The organism is Nocardiopsis sp. CNZ308, assembly GCF_004217075.1.
Map to the genome: position 1 here is coordinate 46101 of NZ_SHKJ01000001.1, position 14151 is coordinate 60251.

The following is a 14151-nucleotide window of genomic DNA, read 5'->3' on the forward strand; positions in this document are numbered from 1 at the left end:
TCGTGTACTGATCTATTCAGAGGGGATGGCATAGAGGTGGTCCTCATGGACCACGACGGCCCGCTCGCCGAGCAGGCCGATGGGTGGGACGGACTCCGCCGCGGCCTCCTCGACCCTGCCCTCGGCGTCGACGGCCACCGGGGCGCCGTCGATCTGGCCGAAGACGAGGGAGCCGACCGCGATCTGGGGCTTGAGACCGGGGACCACGGCGGTCCGGCCGTTCTCGGGGTTCATCACCGCGGGTCCGTAGGCGACCAGGCGGGGGCCGACGGCCTCCGAGCGGTGGCGCACGTCCTCCAGGTCGGCGGGGTCGATCTGGGCACTGCCGACGACGCTGCCGTCCTGGGTGTCGTGGAAGGCCAGGACCGTGCCCTCGCCCCTCAGGGGCTCCCAGCGGATGATGACGTACTCGCGCAGCGCGGTGAGCACGGCCTCCATGTCACCGGCGGCGTCGGGCCGCTGGGCGGTGACCTGCACGGGGTTGTCGTCGGGGCTGACCCAGGTCCAGGGTCCGTTGACCACGGCGGCGAGGACGTTGTGCCCGTCGGCCAGCATGGGCGCGGAGCCCTCGGGAACCGGGACCGGCTGGAGTTCGGCGCCGATGGGCACGAAGGCCTCGCTCTCGGTGCGCACGAGCACGGAGCGGCCCACGTACTGGACGGAGGCGTTCTCGGGGAGGTCCACGCCGGTGGGATCGCCGCCCGCGACGGGCCAGAACCAGAGGGTTCCGGCGGTCTCCATGACGACGGCGTCCTCACCGTCGTACTCCAGGATCCGGAGTTCGCCGAGGGCCTCGCTGGACTCCACGGGCAGGTCGGCCGACCACAGGCGCTCACCGTCGGCGTCGAGCAGGTTGAGCCGCTGCTCGGGGTCGACGTAGGCGAGCAGGTCGCCCACGCGGCTGACCCCCGGCTGGCTGCCCGGGGCGACCTGCGCGCTGAAGTCGACGGTCGTGGAGAAGTGGGGCGGCGCGGGGTGGTTGAGGGTGGTCAGGTCCGTGGCGACATCGCCCCCGGGCCCCCCGCCGAGGCCGGGCAGGAAGCGCCAGGCGGCGGCGCCCGCACCGGCGAGCAGCACCAGGGCGAGCACGGCGGCGCCCACGATGACGAGGGCCCGGCCGCCCTTCCTCTTGGCCTTGGCCTCGGGCCGGGCGCCGGGCTGGGGGCCGGTCTCGGCACCGCTGGCGGGAGGGTCGGCCGGAGCGGGAGGAGGCGGCGGCGTCGGCTCGTGGCTGGCCACGACCTGGTCGGCGGCCTGCACCACGCCCGTGGGCGTGGCGACCAGACGCCAGTAGCCGTTGGCGTCCCGGGCGTCGATGAGGACCGGCTGGCCGATCCTGGCGGCGTAGCCGGTGGCGACGTCCAGGGCGGCGCGGCGCGTCTCCTTGGGCGCCTGGCCCGTGACGACCTGGCGGCGCCCCTCGACGAGGATCTCGGCGCTGCGTTCGTCGGGTGCGATGACGATGACGGCGGTGGGCCGGGACTGCCCCGGGCGGGACTCCCGGCTCATGGTGCCTCCGAAGGCATGGGAAACGTGGACCTGTTCGTGTACGGGGGTACGGGGACCTAGGTCAGCGATGACGGTGGTTCGCGGCCGGGGACTACCTGGAGACGGTGCCGACGCACGCGTAGTCAGTGCTGCACGCGATCATACTGATCGTCGCTCGTCACGCCTATTCCGGCCATGCGCCGAAGCAGCGCGCACGGACCGGTGTACCTGGGGCAGTTGTCCCGCCCTCCCCTCCGTGACCTGGAGACTCACCCGAACATGGGATGTGACTGGTGCCGTGGGCACCGCCGTCACTATGGAGTGGACACCTGGGGAAGATATTTAGTTCACACCGAAAATGGCCGGATCTGGCCACCTGGTTCCCACCGGTCGCACGCGTAGCAGGTCAGGGCCTCACCAGGGCGGGACCCGGACGAGGCGGAAGTACTCGCCGGGGCGCGAGCGCCGGTCGGCGTTGGCCTGGCGGTCCGGACTGGCCGGTTCGACCGTGAAGTGGACCGCGGCGTCGGGTTCGGCCGTGAAGGGGACGGGGGTGTTGGTGAGTCTGCCGAGGGCTCCCTGGACGCTGTGCGGGCCCGGGGGGAGGCCGAGCACGAGGGTCTGGCCGGGGCCGAGCGTGCCGACCCGGTCGCCGTCCACGAGGATCCGGTAGTCGACGAGCATGTCGAACCTGCCGCGGTCGATGCGGTGGACCAGCACCGGGCTCCAGCCCGGCGGCACCTGCTCCGGGCTCCGGATACCGATGACCTTGGGGCCGGTGAGTTCGGGCCGGGCGAGCACCTCGCGCAGCTGTTGGCGTTCGCGTCTGCCGGCGGAGAGGGAGAGCACGCCCGCCGTGCAGGCCACCACCAACAGCGGCACCAGTGTCCACGCGGCGTTGGAGACGACCGAGAACAGCGCGAACAGCGTGTGGAAGGCGACCAGGAGCCACCACAGACGCGTCACGCGGAAGGGGTGCCGCGAGTCGTGCATCCGGTGGAGTTCGCCGGAGGTCAGTTCCGGGTGGGCATCCGCCCAGAGCGCGACCGGGTAGAGCAGCAGGAACGCGAGGAAGATCCCGGCGGCCACCGGAACGGGGTCGCCGGTGATCCCCACCCATCCGGCGATCAGGCCGCACGCGATCAGGCCGAACGCTGCCTCCTGGAGCAGCAGGAAGGACACCCTCACGACCGCCACCTCCGTTCGCGCACGAAGGCCTCCGTGCCGAGGGCCGGCGGAGCGAGGGCGATTAGGTGGAGCGCCAGCAGCGGCAACGGAAGGGCCCCGGCGCGGAGGCTCCAGGCTCCGACGAGGAGGTAGACCGCGCCAGCGACCCACAACATGCTCAGCATGACGATCTCCATCAGCGGCGACCTGGTCGGATGCCGCCGCCGTTCGATCATCCCCGGGAGGAAGCGCAGGTAGAGGAGGGGCATCAGGACCAGGGCCGACAGCAGCATGACGAAGAGCCCGAAGTAGATCTCGCTGCCGCCCCTCAGATACATGTGCAGGGTGTGCGTGAGCATCAGTACGGGCAGGCCGAACGAGGCGTAGAACATGGTCTTCGATCCGCCGAGCACGGTCTCGACGGTGACGGGCACGGAGTCCTGATCGCCCTCGTCCGGCGGGGGAACGGTCATGGGGGACGGCCTCTCACGGGCGGCGCCGTCCGGGCTCGGGTGCGGCGGGATCGCGGCCTCCCGCCCGTCGGCACGACAAAACTACCGGCGACACAGGACTTTCCGGGCTTTTCGGACGCCGAAGCGCGACCGGAACCGGTCAGTGCCCGTTGCTCTCCACGATCGTGTCGATGAACGCCTTCTCCCGGCGCTGGACGAGCCGGTTGGCCCGCTCGAAGTCCCGGTTGGCGATCTCGGCCCGGGCGGCGGCGGTGCGCGGCATGGGCCACATCGCGTCGATCTCGGCGTTGAAGGACGACCCCACCAGCACGGCGATCGCCATCACGAACAGCCAGGCCAGGATGGCGATCGGCGCGGCCAGGGAACCGTAGATGGTCACCTGCCCGAAGGAGGCGTCCAGGTAGACGCGCAGGGCCACCGAGCCCGTGATCAGCACCAGGGCGGCCAGCAGCGCCCCCGGCAGGTGGCGCCACAGCGGGGTGCGCACCGGCACGCTCAGGGCGTAGAGCAGGGTGACCGCGGCGATGGCGAGCAGCGCGACGGTCGGCCAGTAGAACAGGTTGAGCCGCCCCACGGTCATGGGCAGCAGCCGGTTGACCAGGTCCGGCCCCGCCACCAGGACCGGCAGCAGGAGGATGGCGAACAGCAGCCCGCCCAGGTAGGCGACGAAGGCCAGGACCCGCTGGCGCACCCAGCCGCGCAGTTCGTCGAGGCCGTAGGAGATCGTGATCGAGCGGATGAAGACGTTCATCGCCCGCGACCCCGACCACAGCGACACCAGGAACGTCACCGACAGGACCCCGCCCGGGACTCCCCCGAGGAAGTCGTCCACGAGCGGCTCGACCACGCTGTCCACGGTGTCCGGGGTCAGCACCCGCGCGGTCAGGTCCAGGATCCACAACCGGATCTCCTCGACGAAGTCCTCGCCGAGCACGACGGTCAACGGGCCCAGGGCGCCCAGGAGGCCCAGCATGAGCGCGGGCAGCGAGATGAGGGTGAAGAAGGCCGACTCGGCGGCCAGCCCGACGACCCGGTCGCGGGCGAAGGCCCGGACCGTGCGCAGGACGAGGAGCATCCCGCTGCGCAGGCGGGCATGACGTCTCAGCCACCCGTCCACGGCGTACCACAGCCGCTCCCAGAAACCCGCCACGGAGAGAACGTTAGCGCTCCTCGGGAGCCGTCCCGCGCCGCAGGCGCACGGATCTAGTGACGTGACTCACTCGGGGGCGGTCAGACCCCGTCTGGACAAAGCGTCGACGCCCGTGACATTCTCATTACATGATCGCTGCTCTGGACCCCATGCTCTACGTGCGCCGTCACGTGGACTTCCTGCGGGTCGGCAGCGCCATCTGTTGCAGCGTCGGTTAATCTCACCGCCCTTTGACGCACCCCAGGGGTGCGCGCGGCACCGGCGCCCTGCCTCTTCTCCTTATCCCACACGCGGATCCCTCCCGATCGCCAGCACGACGATGTGCGGCGACGCGGGCGTGCGGTGTGGACGCCGGGGCTGTGAGCACCCCGCGACACCTCATCGGAGACACCCGCGATGCCTCCCTCTTCCGCGCAGCCCGGCAGGACAGCGACCGCGGCCAAACCGCGCCGCCGCCGTGGTGAGGGCCAGTGGGCCCTCGGCTACCACGAGCCGCTGAACAAGAACGAGGAGAACAAGAAGAACGACGACGGGCTCAACGTCCGCGATCGGATCATCAACATCTACTCCAAGGGCGGGTTCGACTCGATCGACCCCGCCGACCTGCGCGGACGGTTCCGCTGGTTCGGCCTGTACACCCAGCGCGCGCCGGGCATCGACGGCGGCAAGACGGCCGTCCTGGAGCCCGAGGAGCTCGACGACCGCTACTTCATGCTGCGGGTGCGCATCGACGGGGGACAGCTGACGGTCGCCCAGCTGCGCGCGGTCGCCGAGATCTCCCGCGACTACGGGCGCGACACCGCCGACATCACCGACCGCCAGAACGTCCAGTACCACTGGATCCGGGTGGAGGACGTCCCGGCGATCTGGGAGAAGCTGGAGTCGGTGGGCCTGTCCACCATGGAGGCCTGCGGCGACACCCCGCGCGTCATCCTGGGCTGTCCGCTGGCCGGGGTCGCCGAGGAGGAGGTCATCGACGCCGGTCCCGCGATCCGCGAGATCTACGAGGACCACATCGGCAGCGAGCTGTACTCCAACCTGCCGCGCAAGTTCAAGACCTCGGTGTCGGGGTGCACGGTGCACTGCGTCAACCACGAGATCAACGACGTGGCGTTCGCGGGCGTGCGCAACGAGGCGGGCGAGGCGGGCTACGACCTGTTCGTCGGCGGCGGCCTGTCCACGAACCCGATGTTCGCCCAGCGCCTGGGCACGTTCGTGCGCCCGGACCAGGTGAGCGAGGTGTGGGCCGGGGTCTGCGGGATCTTCCGCGACTACGGCTACCGGCGCCTGCGCACCCGCGCCCGGATCAAGTTCCTCATCAAGGACTGGGGCGCGGAGAAGTTCCGCGACGTCCTGGAGAAGGAGTACCTGGGCTACGCCCTGCCCGACGGCCCCGCCGTCGAACTGGACTCGGGCCTGCGCCGCGACCACGTGGGCGTGCACCGCCAGAAGGACGGCAGGTTCTACGTGGGCTTCGCGCCCAAGGTGGGCCGGGTTTCGGGCACCGCGCTGCTGCGCGTCGCCGACATCGCCGAGGAGCACGGTTCGGACCGCGTCCGCACCACCGCCGACCAGAAGCTGGTCATCCTCGACGTGGAGGAGGACCGGATCGCCTCGATCACCTCCGCCCTGGAGACGGAGGGGCTCCAGGTCAACCCGAGCGTGTTCCGCCGCCAGACGATGGCCTGCACCGGCATCGAGTTCTGCAAGCTGGCGATCGTGGAGACCAAGGACCGCGCGGCCACCCTGATCGACGAGCTGGAGAAGCGGCTGCCCGACTTCGAGGAGCCGCTGACCATCAACGTCAACGGCTGCCCGAACTCGTGCGCGCGCATCCAGGTCGCCGACATCGGCCTCAAGGGCCAGCTCGTCATGAACTCCGAGGGCGAGCAGGTCGAGGGCTACCAGATCCACCTGGGCGGCGGCATGGGGCTGACCCAGTCCTTCGGCAAGAAGATCCGCGGACTCAAGGCCACCGCCGACGAGCTGCCCGACTACGTCGAGCGGGTGGTGCGCCGGTTCCAGGACCAGAAGGAGGACGGCGAGTCGTTCGCCTCCTGGGTCGGCCGGGCCGAGGACGCCGACCTGAAGTAGTTCGTCCGGGCGGTCGGGACCGCCGCGGCCTCCCGGCCGCGGCACCGGGGCCGGTCCGCGTGCGGACCGGCCCGGCCCACGGCCGCGAAACGACCTGGAAGACCCGAGCGAGAGGAAGAGGTGCGCCATGTCCGAGAGGGCCGCGCCCCACTACTGCCCCTACTGCGGCGACGAGGACCTCGTGCCGGAGGAGGGCGCCGCCGTCAAGGGGGAGGGCTATCCCTGGGCCTGCCTGTCCTGTGCCCGGGTGTTTCGGGTCAAGTACGTCGGGTTGCGCTCCGCGTCCTTCTCCGCGGGAGGCGCCCCCTCCAGACCGACGGAAGGGAACTCATGAACTCCACCACCATCACCCCCCTGGGCGGTCCCGAGCTCGCCGAGCGGGCCTCGCGCGAACTGGAGGAGGCCTCCGCTCCGGAGGTCATCTCCTGGGCCGCCGAGACCTTCGGCGACCAGCTGTGCATGACCTCGTCCATGGCCGACGCGCTCATGGTGGACCTGGTCTCCAGGACGGTGCCGGGGATCGACGTCATCTTCCTGGACACCGGCTACCACTTCCCCGAGACCATCGGCACGCGTGACGCCGTGGCCTCCGTGTACGACATCAACCTCATCAACGTCGAGCCCACCCGCACGGTGGCCGAGCAGGACCTGGCCCTGGGCCCGCGCCTGCACGGGCGCGATCCCGGCATCTGCTGCCACTTGCGCAAGGTGGAGCCCCTCCAGCGGGCCCTGGAGCCCTACGCCGCGTGGCTGACCGGCCTGCGCCGGGAGGACTCGGCGACCCGCCGCGACACCCCCGTCGTGCAGTGGGACCGGCGCCGGCGGATGACCAAGGTCAACCCGATCGCCCGGTGGACCCAGGACCAGGTGGACGCCTACATGACCGAGAACGGGGTCATCGTGAACCCGCTCCAGTACGACGGCTACCCCTCGATCGGCTGCGAGCCGTGCACGCGGCGGGTGGCGCCGGGCGAGGACCCGCGCAGCGGCCGGTGGTCCGGCACGGGCAAGACCGAGTGCGGAATCCACGTTTGAGTGCGCCCTCGGCGGCCGGGCGGTGTGGCCCGGCCGCGGCTCCGCCGGGGTTGGGCGGGGCCGAGGGCGGCGGCGGTGCTCGGAAGCGACGAGGAGGACGGCCATGACGGTGGGCGGAGCCGGGGCGCACAGCGGCGGAGACCGGGACGGGGGCGTGCCCCTGCTGGCGGTGGCGCACGGCAGCGCGGACCCGAGGTCGGCGCGGGCCGTGTCGGCGGTGTTCGACCGGGTACGGGCGCTGCGGCCGGGACTGGACGTGCGCGTGTCCTACCTGGACCACGTGGCGCCCTCCGCGCGGGACGCGCTGGAGGAGCTGGCCGCGCGCGGGGCGGGTGAGGCGGTGGTGCTGCCGACGCTGCTGACGGCGGCCTACCACAGCAAGGTGGACCTGCCGAAGGTGCTGGCGGACGCGCGCGAGCGCAGCCCGTGGCTGCGGGTGCGCTACGCCGACACCCTGGGCCCGCACCCGCTGCTGACGGAGGCGGTGGAGCGGCGCCTGGACGAGGCGGGGGTGCGTCCCGGCCCCGGCACGGCCCTGGTGCTGGCCTCGGCCGGTTCCAGCGACCCCGGGGCGAACGCGACCGTGGCGGCGATGGCCGCCGAGCTGGCCCGGCGCGGCCCCTGGCGGGAGGTCGTGGCGGCCTACGCGTCCGCGGCCTCCCCCGGCCCGGGGGAGGCGGTGGCCGCCCTGCGCGAGCGGGGGGCGTCGCGGGTGGCCGTGGCCACCTACCTGCTGGCGCCGGGGTTCTTCGCCGACCGGGTGCGCGCCCGGTCGTCGGAGGCGGGCGCGTACGCGGTGTCCGAGGCGCTGGGGGACGCGCCCGAGATGGCCAGGGTGGTGCTGGACCGCTACGACGCCGCGGTGGCGTCGCGGCACGCGACCAGCTTCCGCTGAGGAGCGGGGCGCCGTCCGGTCGCGGCGGGAGCGCTGACGGCCGCGGTGCCCGGCGTCCGCTCGGCGGGAACGCGCGGCCGGACGAGGCGGCGCAGGGCAGACGACGCGGGACAGGGCGCATGGGACGGAGGGGCGAACGGGCGGTCCGCCGGGCGGGCCGCCCGTTCGCGCTGTCGCGGGCGGGATCGCCGCCAGGAGGGGCGAACGCGGGAACCGGCCCGACGAACCGCTCCGGCCGCCTTCCGGCCCCTCCCCCGCCGCGCCCCCGAGAGGGCCCCGCGCGGTTGTCCACAGCCGCGGGAGGCGGCTTGTCCGCGCGACCGCGACCCAGAAGAATCGAAGGTGGGCGCCGCGAACGCGCGCCGACCGACCGAGGAATCGTGGGGGTGTCCGTGTCGGAGGAACGGAGTGCGGTGCGCAGCGGTGTCCGGGACCTGCTGCGGGGGCTGCCGGTGTTCTCGGGGGTGCTGCCGGGGTTCGACCCCGGAGCGGCGCCCGAGGATCCGGCGGAGCTGTTCCTGGAGTGGTTCTCCGAGGCGGTCGAGAGCGGTGTGGCCGAGCCGCACGCGATGACGGTCACGACCGTGGACGGAGAGGGGGCTCCGTCGGCCCGCGTGGTCATCATGAAGGACTTCACGCCCGAGGGCTGGTGGTTCGCCACCACGACCGGCTCGCGCAAGGGGCGGGAGCTGGCCCGGAACCCGGCGGTGGCGCTGCTGTTCCACTGGATCGGGCAGGGCCGCCAGGTGCGGGTGCGCGGGCGGGCGGAGCTGGCCGCCCCGGAGCGGTGCGCGGCGGACTACCTGGCGCGGCCGCTGGAGTCGCGGGTGGCCGGTCTGCACGGCAGACAGAGCGAGCCCCTGGACGACCTCGCGGACGTCGACCGCGTGGCGCGGGAGAGCCGGGAGCGGCTGGAGCGCGACCCGGAGCTGGTCCCCGAGGACTGGGGCCTGTACCTGGTCCGTCCGACCGAGGTGGAGTTCTGGCAGGCCGACCGGGACCGACGCCACACGCGGCTGCGCTACACCCGTCCGGGCGTCGACGCGTCCTGGGAACGCGGCCTGCTCTGGCCGTGACCGGGCGCGAGCGCCGCGGCGGGAGGGAAGGGGGACCGCACGGCGGAGCCGCCCGGGAGGCCGGATTCCGGAGGGGACCGCCGAGCTGGCTTGCGCCGCAGTCGCACTCGCCGCCACCGCGGCGCCGCCCGGAAGGACGGGGCGCGGAAGGGCTCGCCGTGCCGCTTCCCGCCACAGCCGTGGTCGGAGGCCCCGTCACGGCCGGACCCGCCTCGGTCGGGCCGAGGCCCCGCCACAGCTCCGCCCTTCGTCTCGCAGGACATCCGCGGTCGGAGCCCTCCTGACGGCCGCGCCCGGTGGTCGCCGGGGCGGACAGCGACCCGGGTCCCGGCCACGGCCGCGTCCGACGGTCACACGGGCGGGCGCGGACCCACGGCCCGCCATGTCCACAGCCCCGCCCCCGGGAACTGTCCCGAGAGCGGTCACGGGCCCAGAGCCCGCATAGCCGAACCCGCTGTCCCCGAGAGCGGTCATCGGCCCGGGACACAAGCGTGACCGAACCCGGTTCTGTTCGGTGTCCCCTCCGGGGATAGGATTCCCGCACTCCGACCACCCGCGACCAGCAACGAAAAGAGGTGGCCGCCGTGCCCCCCACACACGAGGTGTTCAACCAGGCGCCCCCGCTCGGCGACTACGCGGCGGCGGAGGACCCCGCGCTCGTGGAGGGCCTGCGGCGCGAGGGCGCCGGATGGGCCGAGGCCGAGGTGCGCGAGGTCGGCGACGCGGCCGGGTCGGAGCGGGTCCGCGCCTGGGGCGAGTCCGCCAACGCCTACCCGCCGGTGCTGCGCACCCACGACCGCTACGGCCACCGGGTGGACGAGGTCGACTACCAGCCCGCCTACCACGTGCTCATGGACCAGGCGGTGGAGCACGGCATGCACGCCGCGCCGTGGGCGGACGGGCGCCCGGGCGCGCACGTGGCCCGCGCCGCCAAGTTCTTCCTGTGGTCCCAGCCCGAGGCGGGCCACGGGTGCCCGGTGTCGATGACCTACGCGGCGGTCCCGGCCCTGCGCCACTCCCCCGAGCTGGCACGGCGGTACGAGCCCCTGCTCACCGCACCCGTCTACGACTTCGGGCTGCGGGCGCCGCACACCAAGCGCGGGCTCCTCGCGGGCATGTCGATGACCGAGAAGCAGGGCGGCTCGGACGTGCGCGCCAACACCACCCGCGCGGTCCCCACCGCCGAGGGGCACCACGTGCTGACCGGGCACAAGTGGTTCACCTCGGCGCCGATGAGCGACTTCTTCCTCACGCTGGCGCAGGCGCCCGAGGGGCTGAGCTGCTTCCTCGTGCCCCGGGTGCTGGAGGACGGCGGGCGCAACGCGCTGCACATCCAGCGGCTCAAGGACAAGCTGGGCAACCGCTCCAACGCGTCGGCGGAGCTGGAGTACGACGGCGCCGTGGCCCATCTGGTCGGCGAGCCCGGCAGGGGCGTGCCCACCATCATCGAGATGGTCAACAGCACCCGGCTGGACTGCGTGATCGGCTCGGCCGCGGGCATGCGCGCCGCGGTGGTGCACGCCCTGCACCACGCCGAGCACCGCAGCGCCTTCGGCGGGGTGCTGGTCGAGCAGCCGCTGATGCGCAACGTGCTCGCCGACCTGGCGCTGGAGTCGGAGGCGGCGACGGCGCTGATGACGCGTCTGGCCGGTGCCGTGGACCGCGCGGCGCGCGGGGACGCGGCCGAGGCGGCCTTCCGCCGTCTGGGGGTGGCCGTGGGCAAGTTCTGGGTGACCAAGCGCCAGCCCGCGCACGCCGCCGAGGCGTTGGAGTGCCTGGGCGGCAACGGGTACGTGGAGGAGTCGGGGATGCCGCGGCTGTTCCGGGACTCCCCGCTCAACTCCGTCTGGGAGGGCTCGGGCAACGTGGCGGCGCTGGACGTGCTGCGCGCGATGGGCCGCAGTCCCCAGTCGTTGGAGGCCTTCCTGGCCGAGCTGCGCACCGCCGCGGGCGTGGACGACCACTACGACGCGGCGGTCAAGCGGTTGGAGCAGGTCCTGGGCGACCCGGAGGAGGCGCAGTACCGGGCGCGGTCGGTGGTGGAGCTGATGGCGCTGGTCCTGCAGGCGTCGGTGCTGCTGCGCCACGCGCCCACCCCGGTCGCCGAGGCGTTCACCGCCTCGCGGCTGGGGGGCGAGTGGGGGCACGTGTTCGGCACCCTGCCCAGAGGGGTGGACACCGGGCTCATCCTGGACCGGGCCCGCCCGAGCCGGTGAGGCCGGGGGTGCGCCCCTGCCGTGCGGAGAGGGCCGGGGCGCGCCCCCGTACGGCCCCGGTCGCATCCCTCCCGGAGCGCGCTGGACGCGAGGGGAACCAGAGGCGCACCGAGAGCACGCGGACACCCTTTCTTAACCTCATAAATCCCGATTACCACTCTTAACCCTGATAATTCCCACAAAAACCCGCAAGAGGGACGGCCGATGAATGATCATCGGCCAGGTCGGCATACTTCGGCGTCCGGAGCGGAACAAAGAAGTCGTCACAAACCACGACCGCCTGCTTTCGGACGGGGAGCGGGCCCGCGCAGACCCTGCAGGAACGGCCGGAGGCGCGCGGGCCCGAACAGCCCCTTCCGAAGGCCCGAATCCAAGAGACTGACGACGCCTATGGTGGAAGTCTGGCCAGGTAGTTCCTATCCGCTCGGTGCGACCTACGACGGGTCCGGCACCAATTTCTCCCTCTTCTCCGAGGCCGCCGAACAGGTGGACCTGTGTCTGTTCGACGACGACGGCGAGGAGACGCGTATACCACTGACCGAGTACGACGGTTTCGTCTGGCACGGTTACCTTCCCGGCGTCGGGCCGGGACAGCAGTACGGGTACCGCGTCCACGGGCCCTACGCCCCGGAGCAGGGGCTGCGGTGCAATCCGAACAAACTGCTCACCGACCCCTACGCGAAGGCGCTGAACGGCAACCTCACCTGGCACGAATCCCTGTTCAGCTACCACTTCGCCGCGCCGGAGCGCAGGAACACCAAGGACAGCGCGCCCTACGTGCCCAAGTGCGTGGTGGTCAGCCCGTTCTTCGACTGGGGAAACGAGTCCAGGCCCCGTACGCCCTACCACCGCACGGTGATCTACGAGGCGCACGTACGCGGGCTCACCATGCGCCACCCGGGCATCCCCGAACACCAGCGGGGCACCTACTCGGGGCTGGCACACCCGGTGATGATCGACTACCTCACCTCGCTGGGGGTGACCGCGGTCGAGCTCATGCCCGTGCACCACTTCGTGCCCGAGCACGCCATGGTGGCCCGGGGGCTGACCAACTACTGGGGGTACAACACCCTGGCCTTCCTGGCCCCGCACAGCGGGTACGCGGCACGCGGCTCGCGCGGGCAGCAGGTCCAGGAGTTCAAGGCGATGGTCAAGTCGCTGCACGAGGCGGGCATCGAGGTGCTACTCGACGTGGTGTACAACCACACCGCCGAGGGCGACCACATGGGGCCCACGCTGTCGCTGCGCGGCATCGACAACCTCAGCTACTACCGGGTCAGCGACGAGGACCAGCGCTACTACCTGGACTACACCGGCTGCGGCAACAGCCTGAACGTGCGCCATCCGCACTCGTTGCAGCTGATCATGGACTCGCTGCGGTACTGGGTCCTGGAGATGCACGTGGACGGGTTCCGCTTCGACCTCGCCTCGGCCCTGGCCCGCGAGTTCCACGACGTGGACCGGCTGAGCACGTTCTTCGACATCGTGCAGCAGGACCCGGTGATCTCGCAGGTCAAGCTGATCGCCGAGCCCTGGGACGTGGGCCCGGGCGGCTACCAGGTGGGCAACTTCCCGCCGCTGTGGACCGAGTGGAACGGCAAGTACCGCGACACCGTGCGCGACTACTGGCGGGGCGAGCCCGTGGTGGGCGAGCTGGCCTCGCGCCTGGCCGGGTCCAGCGACCTGTACCAGGACGACGGCCGCCGACCGGTGGCCTCCATCAACTTCATCACCTGCCACGACGGCTTCACCATGGCCGACCTGGTGTCCTACGACCGCAAGCACAACGAGGCCAACGGCGAGGACAACCGGGACGGCACCGACGACAACCGGTCCTGGAACCACGGCGTGGAGGGGCCCACCGAGGACCCCGCGATCATCACGCTGCGCCGCCGCCAGGTGCGCAACTTCCTCACCACCCTGTACCTGTCGCAGGGGGTGGTGATGCTCTCCCACGGTGACGAGGTGGGACGCACCCAGAACGGCAACAACAACGCCTACTGCCAGGACAACGAGATCGCCTGGATCGACTGGAAGGGCGCCGGGCTCGGCGAGGACGAGGAGCCCGACAACGACCTGCTGGACTACGTGCGCGGGCTGGCGCGGCTGCGCCGCGACCACCCGGTGTTCCGGCGCCGCCGGTTCTTCCGGGGCAGCCCGGTGGGCGGCGCCAAGGCCGGGAAGAGGGGGCTGCCCGACATCGTGTGGCTGCGCCCGAACGGAAAGAAGATGACCGGTGACGACTGGAACTCCGCCGGCCAGGCCCTGGGCGTGTTCCTCAACGGGGACGCCATCACCGAACCCGACCCGCGCGGTCGGCGGATCCGGGACAGTTCGTTCCTGCTGCTGCTCAACAGCGGCCCGGAGACGGTGGACTTCACCGTTCCGGGCACCGAGTACGGCATGGCCTGGGAGACCGTGCTGGACACCGCCGAGCCGGACGTGGAGGGACGGCCGTTCGTGGCGGCCTCCGGTCCGGTGCGGGTGATCGACCGGGCGCTGCTGCTGCTGCGCCGGGTGTCGCACAAGCACACGCCGTCCCCCCGGTCCTGAGGGA

At 72.0% G+C, this 14151-nt stretch carries 12 protein-coding genes; 8 read left to right on the plus strand and 4 right to left on the minus strand.

Annotation, left to right across the window (positions count from 1 at the left end; all coding sequences use genetic code 11):
* Nucleotides 1-12 precede the first annotated feature (12 nt).
* The 4 genes from EV372_RS00230 to EV372_RS00245 form a co-directional block, all read right to left on the minus strand.
* Entirely contained in the window at nt 13-1509 is a 1497-nt protein-coding gene (locus tag EV372_RS00230; protein WP_130394171.1) for a hypothetical protein, read from the minus strand.
* 393 nt (nt 1510-1902) lie between these two features.
* A complete protein-coding gene (locus EV372_RS00235) occupies nt 1903-2676 on the minus strand; it encodes a hypothetical protein (protein ID WP_486484077.1) in 774 nt (257 codons plus the stop codon).
* On the minus strand, nt 2673-3128 hold the full coding sequence (locus tag EV372_RS00240; RefSeq protein ID WP_130394175.1) for a hypothetical protein: 456 nt from the start codon (nt 3126-3128) through the stop codon (nt 2673-2675). Before EV372_RS00240 ends, EV372_RS00235 begins: the two co-directional genes overlap by 4 nt.
* A gap of 139 nt (nt 3129-3267) precedes the next feature.
* On the minus strand, nt 3268-4278 hold the full coding sequence (locus tag EV372_RS00245) for a YihY/virulence factor BrkB family protein (RefSeq protein WP_130394177.1): 1011 nt from the start codon (nt 4276-4278) through the stop codon (nt 3268-3270).
* Nucleotides 4279-4406: 128 nt separating this feature from the next.
* Here EV372_RS00245 and EV372_RS29300 point away from each other — a divergent pair, with 128 nt between their 5' ends.
* The 8 genes from EV372_RS29300 to glgX all read left to right on the plus strand — a co-directional run bounded on the left by EV372_RS29300 (nt 4407) and on the right by glgX (nt 14147).
* Entirely contained in the window at nt 4407-4496 is a 90-nt protein-coding gene (locus EV372_RS29300; RefSeq protein WP_017564358.1) for a putative leader peptide, read from the plus strand.
* A 178-nt stretch (nt 4497-4674) separates the two neighbouring features.
* Entirely contained in the window at nt 4675-6372 is a 1698-nt protein-coding gene (locus tag EV372_RS00250; protein WP_013153833.1) for a nitrite/sulfite reductase, read from the plus strand.
* Between the two features lie 127 nt (nt 6373-6499).
* The gene (locus EV372_RS00255) at nt 6500-6706 is read left to right on the plus strand and encodes a hypothetical protein (RefSeq protein ID WP_013153834.1); all 207 of its coding nucleotides are present in this window, start codon (nt 6500-6502) and stop codon (nt 6704-6706) included.
* Nucleotides 6703-7407: a phosphoadenylyl-sulfate reductase gene (locus EV372_RS00260; RefSeq protein ID WP_130394179.1), complete on the plus strand. Its 705-nt coding sequence runs from the start codon at nt 6703-6705 to the stop codon at nt 7405-7407. Before EV372_RS00255 ends, EV372_RS00260 begins: the two co-directional genes overlap by 4 nt.
* Before the next feature lie 103 nt (nt 7408-7510).
* Nucleotides 7511-8302, plus strand: a complete 792-nt coding sequence (locus EV372_RS00265) for a sirohydrochlorin chelatase (RefSeq protein WP_130394181.1) — start codon at nt 7511-7513, stop codon at nt 8300-8302.
* 386 nt (nt 8303-8688) lie between these two features.
* Nucleotides 8689-9378 carry a pyridoxine/pyridoxamine 5'-phosphate oxidase gene (locus EV372_RS00270; protein ID WP_130394183.1) on the plus strand — a complete coding sequence of 230 codons (690 nt, stop codon included), beginning with the start codon at nt 8689-8691 and terminating at the stop codon, nt 9376-9378.
* A 584-nt stretch (nt 9379-9962) separates the two neighbouring features.
* Nucleotides 9963-11594, plus strand: a complete 1632-nt coding sequence (locus tag EV372_RS00275; RefSeq protein WP_130394185.1) for an acyl-CoA dehydrogenase family protein — start codon at nt 9963-9965, stop codon at nt 11592-11594.
* Between the two features lie 390 nt (nt 11595-11984).
* The gene (glgX, locus tag EV372_RS00280) at nt 11985-14147 is read left to right on the plus strand and encodes a glycogen debranching protein GlgX (RefSeq protein WP_130394187.1); all 2163 of its coding nucleotides are present in this window, start codon (nt 11985-11987) and stop codon (nt 14145-14147) included.
* The last annotated feature ends 4 nt before the right edge of the window (nt 14148-14151 follow it).